The following is a 16,017-nucleotide window of genomic DNA, read 5'->3' on the forward strand; positions in this document are numbered from 1 at the left end:
TCACCAGCCTATATCTTTGATAGTCGTTCAGCAGGACTAATTATGTCTTTAACTCTAAAACCAAAGTTTTCATCTATCACAACAACTTCTCCCTTTGCCACCAGTTTACCATTTACCAGCAGATCTACAGGTTCTCCAGCCAGCTTATCCAGTTCTATAATCGAACCATCACCAAGATCAAGAATGTCTCTGATCTTCATCACCGTTTTTCCAAGTCTTACCGTTACTTCCAGGGGAACATCTTTGATTAATTCCATATTATTAGGTAGAGGTTGAGATGAAGCCTCATTAAATTCAGGGAACTGTGCTGACTGAACATCAACTTTTTCTTCCCGTTCAATATTTCTATTTTGAGCCTCTCGTCTGGGCTGAGCAGCCTGTCTCGCACTGTTATTTCGCGGCTGAGCGGAAGCCTGTTCCCTGCCAGAACTTTGAGTAGTCTGAGAAGCTTCTGGCTCCTGAAATTCTTCTTTAACTGTTGGATCAACTTCTTCCTTTACTTCTGCTTCAATTTCATCTTCATCAATTGTGTTATCCATTAAACCTGTATTTCCCTGAAGCAGTGATTCGGTCAAATTCTTAACAAAATTATAGGAAGAAATCTGTTTAAAACTGCTGTCAATTACATCCCCAACTTTTAATTTGAAAGAGGTAACAACAATTTTTTCATTGGGATCAAACCAGTCTCTGCCCTCTTCGATTACATCATCCAGATCAATAAATTCTGCTGTTGGCGGAGAAATATTTACCAGCTCATCTAAAATATTAGACATCGCTGTAGAAGCGGCTCCCATCATCTGGTTCATGGCTTCTCCAACCGCACTGAGCGAGATCTCGTTTAACATCTCCTGGTCCATACCTTCCAGGCCATCTCCTCCCATCATTAGATCCGCAATAACTGCTGCATCTTCGGTATCAATAACCAGCAGGCTTAAACCTTCTATCCCTTCAACATATTCAACTTTTACTAAAACACAAGGCCGATTATACTCTTCAATCAGCTGCTTAAAAGTTTTAACATCAACTTCCGGAGTTGTAATATCAACTTTCTCATCCAGCAGTGTTGAGAGAGCTGTAGCAGAGGAGCCCATCGCAATATTATTAACTTCTCCAATAACATCAATTTCCTCTGAATTTAAGTTAAAATCATCTGAGCCAGCTGCTGAGTTTTCTGCTGCAGATTCTTCATCTTCCTGATCGTTCATTAGCGCATCTATTTCATCCTGTGATAAAAAGTTACCATCATTCGTCATCGTCTTCACTCTCCTCTAACAAGTTTTCGGCTACACCTATTATTTGTATTGCTTTATGATTATTTTTATTACCAACAACTGCCTCATATTTTCTTCTACTGCCGATCTTTAACTCTGCATTTTCTTCAACTTTTTTATCAAGACGAATAACATCTCCAGGCTGCAGATAGAGAAAATCCTCCACAGTAATTTCAGTACTTCCTAAGACTGCATCAACTTCAACCAGGGCTTCATTTAAACGCTTGCGAAGTTTGGCTATATGTTCTGGAGTCTGTTTTTCTCTGGTGCTCGAAAACCAGTACTGGGCATTCAAATTACTTACTATCGGCTCCAGCATGATATAGGGCAGGCAGATGTTCATTAAACCCTCACTACCGCCAATCCTTGCTGAAAGTGTAACAATAATTGTCATATCACTATCCGGAACAATCTGGGTAAACTGTGGGTTTGATTCCAGTTCAAGCAGCTTTGGTTTTAAACTTGAAATATTTTCCCAGGCCTCACCAAAACCTTCTAGAAGCCAGTTCATAACCCTTTTTATTACTACCTGCTCAATGTCTGTAAATGACCGCACCTCATCGATGGGGTTGCCAAATCCTCCAAAAAGTCTATCAATAATTGCAAAACCAATTTCAGGGTTAATCTCAAAAATAAATTGACCGTCGAGAGGATCCAGATTATTAATTCCAATAATTGTAGGTTCGGGTAAAGAGTGAATAAACTCAGAATAAGAAAGCTGTTCAATTGATGCTACTTCAAAATTAACCATACTGCGAAGTTTAGTAGATAGGGTTGTTGTAAATACTCTGGATAGATTTTCGTGAATCATCTGTAGTGTCCGCATCTGCTCTTTAGAAAGCTTATCAGGTCGGCGAAAATCGTAGTCTTTGACCTCTTTTTCTTCTGATTGTTCTTTAGCTTCCTCTACATCAAGACTGCCATCACTAATTGCAGAGAGCAGAGAGTCTATTTCGTTTTGATTTAGTACATCAGCCATCTTTTATCCTCCCTACTGTACAACCAGTTCTGTAAACCAGACATTTGTGATTTCTCCTGAAATTAATAATTCATTAATCTTTTCTTTAACAATTCCTTTAATTGTATCTGAACCGGGTTCTTCTAATATTTCTTCATTTTGAGCCCTTAAAGTAGAAATAACTCTGTCTCGAATCTGGGAGGATCTTTTATCAAGTTCCTCTGCCAGTTCGGCGTTTTCAAGCTCGAAGACAATTGTTGCCCTAACAAAACTAATCTGACTGTTATTAGAAATATTTACTGTATAATTACCGGCATTATATGTAGGGCGGATATCTTCTACACTTTGAATTTCATCTTTACTTTCTTCATCACTGGAAACTGAAAAATAAGTAAAAAAAGTAAAACTTGCCACCCCGGTTATAATAATTACTAAAACTATAATTAAGGCCAGCATTTTAAAGTTCATCTGTCCTTCTTCAGCCATCTATATTTCCTCCTTCCTCAGTACTGTCATTTTGATCATTATTTAGTGGATTATTTATATCTGCCTCAGCTGTTGAATTTTGAAGATTCCCTCCATTATTATTTTCAACTTCAGCTCCATTATTGACTGTATACTGAGAATTTAATACTACAACTTCAACCCTTCGATTTTCGGCTCGGCTTTCGGGAGAATTATTATCTGCCACAGGCCTGTATTCAGAATAACCAGCAGCTGAAAGCCTTGCTGGATCAAAGTCTCTCTCTTCTATTAAAAATTTAATTACATTTACAGCTCTGGCAGTTGATAATTCCCAGTTTGAAGGAAACTCATCAGTTCTAATTGGCAAATTATCAGTATGTCCTTCAATCATAATATCATTTGGAATATCTTTTAAAATATCTGAGATCATAGCCAGAATTTCTCTACCCTGTTCCCTAATCTCAGCCCGACCCAGCTCATATAATATTTCTCCTGTCAGACTAATCACAAGACCTTTTCTTTTATTTTCTACATTAACTCTTTCGCCAAGGCCATTACTTTCAATATAATTATCTAATTCCCTCATTATCTGCTGAATATTCTGGGGAGCCTGAGCATAATCTTCTCCTAAAGTTCCGGCATCAATATTTGGATTGGGAGTTATTGTCTGGCCCCCGTCTAAAACTCCTAACTGATTCTGCAGGGCAGAAATAAATCCCTTAAACTTTTCTACATCCATGGTAGAAAAAGAATAAAGCAGAACAAAAAAGACTAAAAGCAGAGTCATCATATCACCAAAGGTTGTCATCCAGGCAGGTGAACCAGGTTCATTATCATTATTGTTGTTATTATTTTTACGAGGCATTTTCTGCGGCACCCACCTCTCCTGTTTCATTTATTCTGGCTTCAACCTCTTCTTTTTCACCTTCTGAGAGGAAAGCATGGAGCTTTTCTTTAACTATTCGTGGATTTTCTCCAGCCTGAATAGAAAGAATACCTTCGATAATAACTTCTTTTACATGAATTTCATGATTGCTCTGAGTTTCTAAATTTTTGGAAAGGGGAATAAAAATCCAGTTAGCAAGTAAAGCACCATATAAAGTGGTGATCAAAGCTACAGCCATACCTGATCCCAGCTGATTTGGGTCATCAAGCTGACTTAACATCTGCACCAGGCCGATTAAAGTACCAATCATCCCAAAAGCAGGTGCCAGCTGACCCATTGTAGCAAAGATACCTCTCCCTTTTGCATGTCTCTCCTGTAAAAAAGTAAGTTTTGTTTCCAGAATGTTTCTAACTAATTCAGGATCTGTACCATCAACTACCAGCTGAATTCCCTTCTGTAAAAATTCGTCATCCATTTCTGCTGCGTCATCTTCTAAGGCCAAAAGACCTTCTCTTCTCGCTTTTTCTGCAAAATTAACTAAGTTTTCAATAACATGTTCGGATTCCATTTTGTCATCCTGAAAGGAAACCCTTAAAAGATTGGGTATGTTCTTTAAATCTTGAAAAGTATAACTGATCATTACACCGGCCAGGGTACCACCGAGAACTACCAGGGCAGACTGCACACTAACAAAGATAACTACATTACCACCCAGTACAGCTACCAGTGAAAATATTATTGCTCCTGCTACTAAACCAACTATTGTCGCTAAATCCATTTAAGATCTCTCCCCTGTTCTAGAAATTCCAGCCATTATTTTCTGACGGTAATTTACTACTTTTTTAATTATATCATCTGCTGAATCTATGACAAGCAGTTTCTTGCCATTAGTTAGAGTAATTACAGTATCTGGTGTTTCCTGTATTTCTAATATTAACTCAGCATTTAATACAAATTCTTTGCCGCTAGTCCTGGTCAATTTAATCATCATACACTTCCTTATTAAATCATTATTATCTATCAGGCCGAAACCTGGATAAGATTTCAGCCTGATAGGTTTGTTCTAATTATCTTTTTAGATTCACTAATTCCTGCAGCATTTCATCTGAGGTTGTAATCAGTTTTGAACTCGCCTGAAAACCTCTCTGAGCTGTGATCATGTTGGTAAACTCCTGTGAAAGGTTGGCATTAGACATTTCAAGTGTAGCCGGAGCTAAAGAGCCAAAACCACCCTGAGCGGCAGGTCCTAATTCTGGATCTCCAGAGTTACTTGTAGTCTGGAAAACACCTTCCTGTCTGCTCAAGCCAGATGGATTAGAGAAGTTAGCCAGGCCAAGTTTAGCTAAGGTCTGAGTTAATCCATTGCTGTAAGAACCTACAACATCTCCTGTTTCTGTAAAGGAGAAGGATTCCAGGGCACCATCCTCATAACCATTTACATTGGAGAAGTTTGCAGTCATTGAACCTTCAAACTGTGTTACAGCATTAAAATCAAGTTCAACAGTCTGCTCTACACCCGGTCCAGCAGGTGTAAATGATAATTCAACAGTTTCTCCACCTTCAATATTTCCATTTTCATCAAAGCTAATAGTATGGTCTCCACCTAAACTTGCAGTTCCCGTAATACCATCTACAGAAAATTCTTCATCACTATCACTTATCTGCCACTCATTATTGGCTGTTTTTTCAAGTGGAAGCACAACAGTATGTTTGCCCCCCTGACTGTCAAAAACATCAACAGCAATATTTCTTTTAGCTGTTTGTTCGAAAGCAAGATTGGCATTAATGGATGTATCACCATTTTCTGCAATCAAAAATCCTTCATTTATATTAGTAATAGAATTCCCTGCTGAATCTACAAGAGAATCCATATTAATTGCAGTTCCACCATTTAAAACAATATCAAAACCTGTAGTTAAATCAGTACCACCACTAGTCTCAAATAAAGAAACTTCTCCATTATTATTAGTGATTAATGTTCCAGAAATTTCATTAGAACCAGTACTAGCAATATTTGTAGTAGTTTCTGAAGCACTAAGAGTAAAATCCCAGGTATTATGCTGCCCATCAACAGGTGTTAATGATAATTGAAGATTATCAGTATTACCTGCACCATCGGCTAACTCCAAATTTTGCTCCAGTATCTCTAAATTATTCATTGCTCCAGCATCGAGATTTTTTCCATATCTTACTTTATCTGTTGCCACAGCATTTATCTCCTGCTTTAAGGTTACATCGCCAATATTCTGAGCGTTAAAATCTCCATAGTCTCCATTAGCATCTGCCATCCAACCCTGAACTAACATGCCAGTACTGGAAGAATATAATCTCCCATTTTCATCAAAATTCAAGTTTCCTGCTCGAGAATAAACCTGATTGTTGCCATCTCTAAGGACAAAGAACCCATCTCCCTGAATAGCAACATCAGAAGTTTTCCCTGTTGACTGCAGGTTACCGGAAGACATATCACTATCGATACTTCCCACACCAACACCAAGTCCAACCTGCTGTGGGTTAGTACCGGCACGGTTAGCCTGTGGTGCAGAAGCACCCTGAATTGTCTGACTTAACATTTCTTTAAAGGTAACCCGGCTGCTTTTAAAGCCGATTGTATTTACATTTGAAATATTATTACCTGTTACATCCATCATCTGCTGGTGTGAGTTCAATCCTGACACACCGGCATACATCGATCTTAACATATAATTTTTCCTCCTTCAGTATTTATCGGAGTCCCACTGTTATCGACAGCAAGACAGAGCTTCCTGAAAAAGGTCCAGCTCATATCCGATTTTAAGCTGAATTTTATAATTTTTCAGCTTAAAGTAATTCTATTTTTTCTTCTTTTTAATTTATTCTATTTTTGTTTTCTAATAATCTTTATTTCATAAACACAGCACTATCGATATTGGTAAACACATTGTCTTCCATACTTTCCTCATCTACAGCTGTCACGACTGTGTTGTTTTCCACACTCACAATATAAGCCACCTTATTAACCATCACCAGAGAATCTCTGGCACCCTTATCTCTAGCCTTTTCCACTCCACTATTAAGCTTATCAAGCTCAGCTTTTGAAACTGGAATAGAACGAGAGTTAATTCTCTTCTGTGCATGTTTGGAAAAAGACAGCTTTCCTTTTCCATTCATCTTTTCTCCCAGTATATCCTTAAAAGAAGGAGAATCAGATTTTTTCTGCTTTTTAACTGACTTATTTTGCTGCTGTGTTTTCCGAAGAGGCTGTATTGGCTGATTGATTTGTAATCTATTATCCATAATTAACACCTCTTTTAAACTTCAAATATCTCACTAAGATTGCTTTTTGATTCTGCCTCAGTCTCTGAGCTTGCTTCAATATTCTTAACCTGAGTTATACTGTTAATTTCAATTTCAGATCCATTTTCAAGTACTGCCAGTACCTTATCATCAGCTGATTTAACTGCATTTACAACACCTGATAATTCAACACCTTCCACATTTGCAGTGATTTCTTTACCAATTAGATTACTGTTATCTATTACCTGATTTGAACTCAGCTTATTTTCCAGTAGAGAATAAAGCTTTTCAGTCTTTTCGAGAGAAGAAAATTCCGCCATCTGTGATATAAATTCACGATCTTCCATTGGATTAAGTGGATCCTGGTTCTGAAGCTGGGTGATTAAGAGCTTAAAAAAAGCATCCTGTCCCAGACCATTATTCCCAGTCAAACTCTCCCGCTGTGTTTCCTGTTCGTATTGAGTATTTTGAGCCGCTTTTACACCGGCAATATCAGACATTTAACTACCTCCTTTAAGCAAGCAGATTAATCTTTTCATTAGAAAAAGCTGCTCTATTAATTATTTCCTGCTGTCTCATTATTAAACCTTCACTGTCTAAGCCAGGACCACCAGAGTTGCGCTGAACATAATACTGTCCCTGAAAAAACTGGCGCTGTTCATATTCCTGGTTCTGACCTGTTTCACCATCACTAAAAGCTGAATTTTGATCGTTAAAGACAAAATCATTCTGTTTTTCAACCTGCCGGGGAGCATTTTTAGCAGTTTCAATCTTAAACTGCTCGATATTGATTCCCTGTTTAAGCAGATCTGATTTTAATCCTTTTAGGCTGTTTTCAAGCTGAGCCCGCACAACTTCACTTTCAACCAGCATCTTACCTGTTAATTCCTCATTATCATAGGAAAGGCTGATATCAATTTTACCCAGTGACTCCGGTTTCAGCTGAAGCTGCATCTCCTTTGTTTCGGGAGAATATTCGCCTCTAAACTGTTCAACTACCTGAGATCTTAAATCTGTACTCTCAGCAATCTGAGCACTCTCTTTACTTAAGCTGAACTGCTCTGAGCTAAAATCACCATTCAACTCCTGACTATTCTGTTCAAAATTAAAAAACAGATTTGAATTGTCAAGATCAAAAAAGCTATTTTGATTATTAGCTTCTACTTTTGTTCCTGAATCAAAACCTGGATCAGAATTTAAAGAAAAAATATCTGAATTAATTAGCTCAGTTTTAACTTCAGTTTGAGAAACAGCGGTTTTTGAATTTTCCTCTGTAAGCATCTCTTTTAATTGGGCACTGAGTTCTGTAAATAATGAATCAGCAGCTGGAGTATTGAAGTCATTATCTAAAGCAGAAAAATCAAGACTTTCTGAACCAGTTAATTGGCTTAATAAAGGCATATTTGCTTCTACCTGTTCTGAAATTTTAGCCAGTGCAGTCTCATCAAGTTCAGCTGATTTTAAAGTTGAAATTAAATCAGCCAGACTTTTATTTAATCCTTTGGCTTCTGATTTTTGATTCAACTTAATTCCTGCCTTATCAGCAGCTCCATTAGCAAGCAATTCCTGCAGTCTGTTAACTTCTCCCAGAAGCTCTGCACTTTCTGCCTCAGATAAGCGAATCTCTTCCTTAGCTAAAAGCTGAGAAAATCTCTCTAAATCTTCAGGATTTAGAACTTCAAATTCAGTTCCTGCTTCAGACTGATTTTCTGCAAGCAGAGCAGTGCGATTTTTTTCTAATAATGATTTGAGATCTGAAATATTTAGCTTATTGTTTTTTAAATTGAGCGTCAGCTTACCCAGCATTGCTTCCTGTTCTTTACTTAAACTGCCGCTCTGCAGCATTGAAAGCAGTTCCGCTGGAACATCTTTTTGATCTTTATTGAGAACTTCTTTTAATTTTTTTAAGAATTCCTCTCTGTCCAGAGTAGAGCTTTTCTCTCTCTCAGCCTCAGAACTTCTACTGGAATTATCCTTTGATTTCTGGGAGCGCTGATTAATTTCGCGCATTGTCTCAGAAAAACTTTTTAAATTACCAGATGGTGTGTTTTTCTTCTCTGGAAAATAATTCTGATTAGAAGTCTGAATCATATTATTTAATACCGCTTCTATCATTTATTCACCTCCTTTTTAGGATAATTTTGAAATTTTCACTCGGGTCAAAAATATAAATCAGACCCATTTATTCTAAACCCAGCTGGCTGATAAATTGTGCAGCCTGCTGCTGGGGCATAGACTCAAAAATCAAAGCTGCCTGATCTTCTTTTAATCGACTTAAAATCTCAACAGCCAGATTATCTTCCAGCTCCTGAATTACAGCTGCTGCAGCTTCTGGCTCCATTCTGCGATAGATATCTGCAATTTTTTCTAACCTTGTCTCGCGTTTATCTTCCTCAGTTCTTAAAGCCTGATATTCTGATTCTAAATCTGCAAAGTGCTCTTCTCTTTCAGCCAACTCCTGGTTTAAATCTTCTATCTGGACCTTCAATTCTGCAATTTGACCGTCCTTTTCGGAGACTGTACTTTTTAATGAAGAGTTTTCTTCTTTCAAGGTGTCCAGTTCTTCCTGAGTAATTACATAATCTTTAACAACCGGTGTACTGTTAGCTATATTACTCACAGTTGCTTTAATATCAATTATTCCCAGGGCATCAAAAGACCAGGACAGCATAGCAAATAATATTAAAAATAATCCTAAAAAAAATAAAATCTTTTTTATCAAATTTATCTACCACCCATAGAATAGTATCTTCCAAGCTCATCCAGCTCTTTCTGCTCATCTTCTAAAAATTCTTTAACAAATTTTTTGATTTCCTGCTCTTTTAATTTTTCCAGAGTCTTTCTTTCTTTTTTCTTTTCCATTAAAATCTCTAGCTGCTCGGATACTTCTTCTTTTTTTTCTGATTTCTCTTTTTGAGCCGCCTGTTCTTTAGCCTTCAGCTCTTTTAAATAACGCCTGAGGCTGATATTTAGAGCAAGATCGCTTTCCTGATCCCTTAAATGCTCAAAAACATTTTCTTTTTCCGATTTTAATGATTCAATCTTATTTTTAATATCATTCAGCTCTTTTTTTAAAAGCAAATATTTATCTTCTTCCTGTTCTTCCTGTCTGATTCTTAAATTTAAGATTTTTTCAAACTTAAATTTATATCCCTTCATCTTTCAGCCACCTCTATGACTAATTGTTAGCTATTTTAATTAACTGATTTACAGTCTTTTCGTAGCTGGCTTCCTCATTAATACCCTGAGTTAAAAAATTATTAATCTCGTCAATTTTATCTATTGCCTTATCCACCTCAGGATTTGATCCTTTTTCGTAGGCGCCAATATTAATTAAATCTTCAGACTGATTGTAGGTTGCAATTAACTTCTGCAGTCTGGCTGCTGCCTGGCTGTGCTCTTCACTCACTATATCCTCCATGATTCTACTGACACTACTTAAAACATCAACAGCAGGATAATGACTGGCTTCAGCCAGCTCTCTGGATAAGGAAATATGGCCATCTAAAATACCTCTAACCGTATCAGAAACAGGCTCGTTAAAATCATCACCCTCAACCAGTACAGTATAAAGGGCAGTTATTGAACCCTGATCATTGGTTCCGGTTCTCTCAAGTAATTTTGGCAGTTCAGCAAAAACAGAAGGTGGATAACCTCTGGTTGCTGGCGGTTCCCCAATTGCCAGACCCACTTCGCGTAAAGCCATGGCGACTCGAGTAACTGAATCCATCATCAGCAGCACATCTTCACCCTGATCTCTAAAATATTCTGCAATCGCAGTTGCAATATTTGCTGCCTTTACTCTTAATAGAGCAGGTTGATCTGAAGTAGCAACTACCACAATTGAACGCTCTAAACCTTCTTCCCCCAGGTCTTTTTCTATAAAATCTCTGACCTCACGGCCACGCTCACCTACCAGACCAATTACATTTATGTCGGCATTCGTGTTCCTGGCTGCCATTCCAAGCAGAGTTGATTTACCAACACCACTACCGGCAAAAATTCCCATCCGCTGTCCTTTACCACAGGTTAAAAAACCATCAATACAGCGCACTCCCAGTGACAGTGGTTCTTTAATTCTTTCTCTGGTTAATGGGTTGGGCGGTTTGCGGTTAACCGGAACTTCATTTAAACCACTGAGCTCGGCATCATTGATTACATTTCCACTGCCGTCAATAATTTTACCGAGAAGTTCTCTGCCGACTTTAACTTTCAATTTCTCGTCAGTAGCAACTACTCTGGCCCCGGGCTTAATTCCTTCCATTTCTCCAATCGGCATCATTAAAACCTTGTTATCATCAAAGCCAACTACTTCAGCTTTAATATCACCCTGTTCACCTTTAATCAGGCAGAGTTCCCCTATTGAAGCCTGGGGACCAATAGATTCGATAACCAGACCAATCACCCGGTTGATATGACCAAAATTGCGGGTCATATTAATATCTTTAAGTTTGCTTTCCAATTTTGACATATCTAAATCAATCATGCTGCTCTACCTCTTTTAATAATTCATTTTTAATTAAATCAAGTTTATGGTCCAGACTTCCTTCTTTCCCACCCAGATTAGTTTCAACCACACAATCACCTTTTCTAAGCTCCGGGTCTGAAACAAATTCAATATTTTTCTGGTTGATGTGCTGATAAAAACGATTTTCTTCAATATACGGCAGTAGCTGCGGGTGAACTCTAACCACAATATCGCGGTGATTATCATCTACTTTTCTCAGCATATCCGAAATAATATTATTAATCATATCATGCTCAGTTTCTAACTTAACATCTATTACTATACTGGCAATTTTTACAGCCAGTTCGATTACATCTTTTCTGATTCTGCTTTTTTCTCGAGCAAATTCCTCTTCAAAACTGGAAATTAAATCGGTTAACTGTTTTTCCTTTTTTTCAATTTCGGCTTCTGCCTCGGCCAGGCCTTCTTTTCTGGCTTTACTTTTGGTCTGCTTATAAATTTCATCTTTTTCGGCAAGTATTTTTTCTTTTTCAGCTTCAGCTTCTTTGATAACTGCTTCTGCCTTTTTTTCTGCCTCTTTGATAATTTTTTGAGCATCTTTTTCTGCCTGACTTAAAATCTTTTTTTGCTTTTTAATAGCTCTGCTTTTTTTCTTTTCACTATCTGATTGAGCTTCTTTTTGATCACTATTATTTTTAAAAGAAAGAGTCTTAGGATTTTGATTAATTTTAAATTTTCCTGTAACCTGAGATGCCTTAATAACTTTAGACAATTACTTCACTCTCCCCACCTCTGGCTATGACAATTTCTCCACTTTCTTCTAACTCTCTAATTACATTAACAATTCGCTGCTGAGCATCTTCTACCTCACGGATTCTTACTGGTCCCATAAATTCCATGTCTTCTTCCAGCATTTCTGCTGCACGCTGGGACATATTTCCGGTTATGATATTTTCGACCTCATCACTTGCTGTTTTTAAGGCAAGTGCAAGATCATGGGTTTCCACCTGACGCAGCACAAGCTGTACTGCTCTATCAGAAAGAAGTACAATATCCTCAAAGACAAACATTCTCTTTTTAATTTCTTCAACCAGCTCCGGATCATCTTCTTCCAGCTTATCTAAAATATTCTTCTCTGTACCGCGGTCAACCTGATTTAAAACATCTACAATCGACTGAACTCCTCCAGCGCTGGCATATTCGTTGGCAGCAACTGAGGAAAGTTTCTTTTCTAATACAGACTCAACTTCTTTGATGATTTCTGGAGAAGTTCTATCCATAACAGCTATTCGTTTGGCTACTTCACTCTGGATTTCTGGTGAAAGTGAGGATAAAACCTGAGAAGCCTGATCCGCATTGATATAGGCAAGGATCAGAGCAATTGTTTGAGGGTGTTCTCCCTGAATGAAGTTTAAAAGCTGGGCTGGATCTGATTTGCGAATTGAATCAAAGGGTCGAACCTGAAGAGTTGCGGTTAAACGATTGATAATATTGCGAGTCTTATCCTTACCAAATGATTTTTCAAGTATTTTCTTGGCATAGTTTATTCCGCCGGAGTTAATATAGTCATTCGCCTTCTGCAGCTGCAGAAACTCTTCCTGAATCTTTTTTTTGGTTTCAGGATCAATTTTATTTTGATTGGCTATCTCTAATGTTAATTTTTCCACCTCTTCATCATCTAGGTGCTTAAAAATATCTGAAGACACATCTGGTCCCAGTGAGATCAACAAAATAGCCGCTTTTTCTTTTCCAGTTAACTCATCTCTCATAACAAAAACCCCTTTGACATTTATTCATCAATTAACCAGCTGCGGATTAGTTTAGCTGCATTTTCTGGGTCGGAATGAATCATATTTTCGAGTTCATTTTTCACCTTAGCTCTTTTTCTCTGATCAGCATCTGGTTCAAATAAGTTAATTTCTTCTTCGTCTTCTTCAACTGAAAGATCAATTTTACTTCCTCTGTCTGCTGCCGGCTTTTTGCGGTATAAGTAAATTATTAAAGCAGATGTTAGTAATAAAACTAATAAGATAAGTCCACCATAAATATACATCTGTCTTCTGGCCGCTTCTTCCTCTGCCAGCATAGCTTCCTGAGCTGCCTGTTCTAAAGAATCATCAAAGGCCATTGAGCTGATATTTAAAACATCACCTCTCTGCTCATCATAGCCAATTGCTGCACTAACAGCATTTCTGATCTGATTGATAGTTTCTTCTTCAGTCTCCTGGTCGATAATCACCGAGACTGATAAACGCTCTACCTCACCAGGAGCATAGACGTGCTGTTCTATTCTTTCGTTAATTTCATAATTTGTAATTGTGTTTTCTCTTTCATAACTGCTGTTTTCGCCGGTGCCTTCTCCCTGATATTGAGGTATATTTGCATCTGTACCAGGTGCACCTCCACTTACTCCATTTTCCTGGCTTTCAGTATTAATTTCTTCACTGCGAACAATTCCACTCTCATCAATTACAGGAGAATATGTCTTACTTTCTGCCTGCCGCTGATCAAAGTTTAAATTTGCATTTACCTGAACTGCAAAGTTATTCGGTCCTAAAACCTTAGTTAAAAGTGAATTTAAATCATTCTTAAGAGCAGATTCAAATTCCTGCTGCATTTCAAAATTCTGTGGGTCAGACCACTGATTATTATCTGAACCAGAAGGTTGAGATAATAGATTTCCATTTGTATCAACAATTGTTACTTCTGATAATGGTAAATCCTGAACCCCGCTTGCAACCAAATTTTGAACAGCATTTACCCGCTCTGCACTCATATTATAACCGGGCTCAAGTTTGACCATTACTGAAGCTGTGGCTGATTTTTCTTCCTCCAAAAACAAACTTTCTTCCGGAGGAGTAATCTGAACTCGAGAAAATTCTATTCCAGAAATCGACTGAATAGAACGGCTCAGCTCTCCACCAAGTGCCCGATAATAATTAACTCTTCTTTCAAATTCTGTTGTGCCAAATTCACTGTTATCAAAAATTTCAAAGCCAACAACTCCCTGATCTGGAAGTCCCGCCGCTGCCATATCAAGCCTAAGTCGGTAAATCTCACTTTCTGGAACTAAAACTGTATTGCCATTCCCTCCCAGCTGATAATCTACATTGTTTTCATCCAGCCGTTCTACAATTGCAGCTGTATCATCTGTAGAAAGATTAGTAAAAAGAGGTTGATAGTTGGTTGAAGCTCCTCTGAAAATAAGATAGCCAAAGGCGCCTGCCATTAGTACTGTGAGAACAATGATTAGAATTTGAATGTTTTTATTTAATTTTTGCCATGTATTCTGAATCTCTTCTTTATATTTTGCTAAAAATTCGGCCATCATTATACCTCTTCCATAAATAATCTTTGTTCTGTCATTTTAGCAGCTTAAACCTGCAGACGCATAATTTCATTATATGCATCAATTACCTTGGTCTGAACTGCAGTTGTCAAATTAACTGCTACTTTTGCTTTTTCTGCTGCAATCATCACATCATGTACATTATCAGTCTCTCCAGCGGCAAAGCTGGCTGTCACTGCCTGCGAATCTTTCTGCAGCTGATTAACTTCGTTCAATTTTTCTCTAAACAGATCAGAAAAAGCTGCCGCATCATTATTTCTGTTTTCTTTTTGAATTGAGAAATTTTCAAATCCACTCTGAAACTTAACAGGATTAATTTCCATCTTTTCCACTCCTTAATTAAGTGCTGATGTTTAAAGCACTGTTTGCCATACTTTTATAATTAGAAATCGCCTGAATATTTGCTTCATATGCCCTGCTGGCATCTATCATATTAACCATTTCGGTCATCACACTAACATTGGGAAGTTCAACATAACCTTCTTCATTTGCATCGGGATGCTCAGGTCGATATTCAAGCCGAAAAGGAGACTGATCTTCTGCAATTTCACTAATTTCCACTCCTGCAGATTTAGAACTACCGGCAGCAGCAGAACCGAGACCCGAACCCATCTGATTTTCCAGCTTTTCTTTAAAAACAGGAATTTTCCGCCTGTATGTATTACCGTCCTCATCTCTGGTTGTTTCAGCATTAGAAATATTTGCAGAGATTGTATCCATTCTCAACCTCTGAGCTGTTAAACCAGAAGCGCTGATATCTATTCCTTTAAACATAATTATTTACCTCCCTGCTGAATAACCTGATTTAAAGTAGAAAAATGTCCGGCTGCCCGATTTGTCATCACATTATAATAAATGCTGTTTTTAGCCAGCTCAGCCATTTCCACCTCAATATCCACACTATTGCCGTCATTTCTACTAATTCGGCTGTTCTCAGAATTTTGAACAGCAGAATACTGGCGGCTGAAAGCTAAATGATTGTTTTGAGTAGTCTTAAGCTCAACAGAGCTAGCTGAATCCATTTCTTTTTTTAAAGCTGACTTAAAATCAATATCCTGTCTTTTATAACCAGGGGTGCTTACATTTGCTAAATTATTAGCAATTAATTCACCTCTCCGGGCAGAGCCAGCAAGGGCGCTGGTTATAATTTCTATATTATCCATATTTTATACCCCCTTAGAATGAAAAAAATCTACAGCTTTGACTATAGATTTTTAAATGTGCAGTCTGGCAGTCATAATAAAAATATGGCTCTTCGCTATTTAGTGTGGGTAATACAAATGGCATATATTAACATTAATGGTAATGCAAAATTAAAAATTAGCATGAATGCAGTTTGAAATT

Annotated in this window: 19 protein-coding genes; all 19 read right to left on the bottom strand. The window is 37.6% G+C overall.

What is annotated here, in order from left to right; translation table 11 throughout:
* Positions 1-8 precede the first annotated feature (8 nt).
* Positions 9-1,253: a flagellar motor switch phosphatase FliY gene (fliY, locus tag C8C76_RS12205; protein WP_108142045.1), complete on the bottom strand. Its 1,245-nt coding sequence runs from the start codon at positions 1,251-1,253 to the stop codon at positions 9-11.
* The gene (fliM, locus tag C8C76_RS12210; protein WP_108142047.1) at positions 1,243-2,250 is read right to left on the bottom strand and encodes a flagellar motor switch protein FliM; all 1,008 of its coding nucleotides are present in this window, start codon (positions 2,248-2,250) and stop codon (positions 1,243-1,245) included. The genes fliY and fliM overlap by 11 nt, the downstream gene beginning before the upstream one ends.
* Before the next feature lie 12 nt (positions 2,251-2,262).
* Positions 2,263-2,715 carry a flagellar basal body-associated FliL family protein gene (locus C8C76_RS12215; protein WP_108142049.1) on the bottom strand — a complete coding sequence of 151 codons (453 nt, stop codon included), beginning with the start codon at positions 2,713-2,715 and terminating at the stop codon, positions 2,263-2,265.
* Entirely contained in the window at positions 2,708-3,571 is an 864-nt protein-coding gene (locus C8C76_RS12220; protein ID WP_258222551.1) for a flagellar motor protein MotB, read from the bottom strand. The genes C8C76_RS12215 and C8C76_RS12220 overlap by 8 nt, the downstream gene beginning before the upstream one ends.
* Positions 3,549-4,358, bottom strand: coding sequence for a motility protein A (locus C8C76_RS12225; protein WP_108142053.1), 810 nt, complete (start codon positions 4,356-4,358; stop codon positions 3,549-3,551). The genes C8C76_RS12220 and C8C76_RS12225 overlap by 23 nt, the downstream gene beginning before the upstream one ends.
* The gene (locus C8C76_RS12230) at positions 4,359-4,568 is read right to left on the bottom strand and encodes a flagellar FlbD family protein (protein WP_108142055.1); all 210 of its coding nucleotides are present in this window, start codon (positions 4,566-4,568) and stop codon (positions 4,359-4,361) included.
* Positions 4,569-4,647: 79 nt separating this feature from the next.
* Positions 4,648-6,282 (bottom strand): flagellar hook protein FlgE, encoded by a 1,635-nt coding sequence (locus tag C8C76_RS12235; protein ID WP_108142057.1) that lies wholly within the window; start codon positions 6,280-6,282, stop codon positions 4,648-4,650.
* Positions 6,283-6,460: 178 nt separating this feature from the next.
* Positions 6,461-6,856 (bottom strand): TIGR02530 family flagellar biosynthesis protein, encoded by a 396-nt coding sequence (locus C8C76_RS12240; RefSeq protein WP_108142059.1) that lies wholly within the window; start codon positions 6,854-6,856, stop codon positions 6,461-6,463.
* A 14-nt stretch (positions 6,857-6,870) separates the two neighbouring features.
* Positions 6,871-7,356, bottom strand: coding sequence for a flagellar hook assembly protein FlgD (gene flgD, locus C8C76_RS12245; RefSeq protein WP_108142061.1), 486 nt, complete (start codon positions 7,354-7,356; stop codon positions 6,871-6,873).
* A 13-nt stretch (positions 7,357-7,369) separates the two neighbouring features.
* Entirely contained in the window at positions 7,370-8,971 is a 1,602-nt protein-coding gene (locus C8C76_RS12250) for a flagellar hook-length control protein FliK (protein WP_108142063.1), read from the bottom strand.
* A 67-nt stretch (positions 8,972-9,038) separates the two neighbouring features.
* Positions 9,039-9,578: a MotE family protein gene (locus C8C76_RS12255; RefSeq protein WP_108142065.1), complete on the bottom strand. Its 540-nt coding sequence runs from the start codon at positions 9,576-9,578 to the stop codon at positions 9,039-9,041.
* Positions 9,579-9,580: 2 nt separating this feature from the next.
* On the bottom strand, positions 9,581-10,015 hold the full coding sequence (locus C8C76_RS12260) for a flagellar export protein FliJ (RefSeq protein WP_108142067.1): 435 nt from the start codon (positions 10,013-10,015) through the stop codon (positions 9,581-9,583).
* A 19-nt stretch (positions 10,016-10,034) separates the two neighbouring features.
* Positions 10,035-11,342, bottom strand: a complete 1,308-nt coding sequence (fliI, locus tag C8C76_RS12265; protein ID WP_108142069.1) for a flagellar protein export ATPase FliI — start codon at positions 11,340-11,342, stop codon at positions 10,035-10,037.
* Positions 11,335-12,096 (bottom strand): FliH/SctL family protein, encoded by a 762-nt coding sequence (locus tag C8C76_RS12270; protein WP_108142071.1) that lies wholly within the window; start codon positions 12,094-12,096, stop codon positions 11,335-11,337. Before C8C76_RS12270 ends, fliI begins: the two co-directional genes overlap by 8 nt.
* Positions 12,089-13,093 (bottom strand): flagellar motor switch protein FliG, encoded by a 1,005-nt coding sequence (gene fliG / locus C8C76_RS12275; RefSeq protein WP_108142073.1) that lies wholly within the window; start codon positions 13,091-13,093, stop codon positions 12,089-12,091. Before fliG ends, C8C76_RS12270 begins: the two co-directional genes overlap by 8 nt.
* A 20-nt stretch (positions 13,094-13,113) precedes the next feature.
* Complete coding sequence (fliF, locus tag C8C76_RS12280; protein WP_108142075.1) at positions 13,114-14,652, bottom strand: flagellar basal-body MS-ring/collar protein FliF; 1,539 nt, start codon at positions 14,650-14,652, stop codon at positions 13,114-13,116.
* Between the two features lie 47 nt (positions 14,653-14,699).
* Positions 14,700-14,996 carry a flagellar hook-basal body complex protein FliE gene (fliE, locus tag C8C76_RS12285; protein ID WP_108142077.1) on the bottom strand — a complete coding sequence of 99 codons (297 nt, stop codon included), beginning with the start codon at positions 14,994-14,996 and terminating at the stop codon, positions 14,700-14,702.
* Between the two features lie 16 nt (positions 14,997-15,012).
* Positions 15,013-15,447: a flagellar basal body rod protein FlgC gene (flgC, locus tag C8C76_RS12290; protein WP_108142079.1), complete on the bottom strand. Its 435-nt coding sequence runs from the start codon at positions 15,445-15,447 to the stop codon at positions 15,013-15,015.
* A gap of 2 nt (positions 15,448-15,449) precedes the next feature.
* A complete protein-coding gene (flgB, locus tag C8C76_RS12295) occupies positions 15,450-15,836 on the bottom strand; it encodes a flagellar basal body rod protein FlgB (protein WP_108142081.1) in 387 nt (128 codons plus the stop codon).
* Positions 15,837-16,017: the final 181 nt, after the last annotated feature.

The sequence above is a fragment of the Halanaerobium saccharolyticum genome (assembly GCF_003053565.1).
Lineage (GTDB): Bacteria > Bacillota > Halanaerobiia > Halanaerobiales > Halanaerobiaceae > Halanaerobium > Halanaerobium saccharolyticum_B.

Coding starts and splice junctions, on each gene's coding strand:
- fliY (WP_108142045.1), bottom strand. CDS start 1,253: ATGACGAATGATGGTAACTTTTTATCACAGGATGAAATAGATGCGCTA.
- fliM (WP_108142047.1), bottom strand. CDS start 2,250: ATGGCTGATGTACTAAATCAAAACGAAATAGACTCTCTGCTCTCTGCA.
- C8C76_RS12215 (WP_108142049.1), bottom strand. CDS start 2,715: ATGGCTGAAGAAGGACAGATGAACTTTAAAATGCTGGCCTTAATTATA.
- C8C76_RS12225 (WP_108142053.1), bottom strand. CDS start 4,358: ATGGATTTAGCGACAATAGTTGGTTTAGTAGCAGGAGCAATAATATTT.
- C8C76_RS12230 (WP_108142055.1), bottom strand. CDS start 4,568: ATGATTAAATTGACCAGGACTAGCGGCAAAGAATTTGTATTAAATGCT.
- C8C76_RS12235 (WP_108142057.1), bottom strand. CDS start 6,282: ATGTTAAGATCGATGTATGCCGGTGTGTCAGGATTGAACTCACACCAG.
- C8C76_RS12240 (WP_108142059.1), bottom strand. CDS start 6,856: ATGGATAATAGATTACAAATCAATCAGCCAATACAGCCTCTTCGGAAA.
- flgD (WP_108142061.1), bottom strand. CDS start 7,356: ATGTCTGATATTGCCGGTGTAAAAGCGGCTCAAAATACTCAATACGAA.
- C8C76_RS12250 (WP_108142063.1), bottom strand. CDS start 8,971: ATGATAGAAGCGGTATTAAATAATATGATTCAGACTTCTAATCAGAAT.
- C8C76_RS12260 (WP_108142067.1), bottom strand. CDS start 10,015: ATGAAGGGATATAAATTTAAGTTTGAAAAAATCTTAAATTTAAGAATC.
- fliI (WP_108142069.1), bottom strand. CDS start 11,342: ATGATTGATTTAGATATGTCAAAATTGGAAAGCAAACTTAAAGATATT.
- fliG (WP_108142073.1), bottom strand. CDS start 13,093: ATGAGAGATGAGTTAACTGGAAAAGAAAAAGCGGCTATTTTGTTGATC.
- fliF (WP_108142075.1), bottom strand. CDS start 14,652: ATGGCCGAATTTTTAGCAAAATATAAAGAAGAGATTCAGAATACATGG.
- fliE (WP_108142077.1), bottom strand. CDS start 14,996: ATGGAAATTAATCCTGTTAAGTTTCAGAGTGGATTTGAAAATTTCTCA.
- flgC (WP_108142079.1), bottom strand. CDS start 15,447: ATGTTTAAAGGAATAGATATCAGCGCTTCTGGTTTAACAGCTCAGAGG.
- flgB (WP_108142081.1), bottom strand. CDS start 15,836: ATGGATAATATAGAAATTATAACCAGCGCCCTTGCTGGCTCTGCCCGG.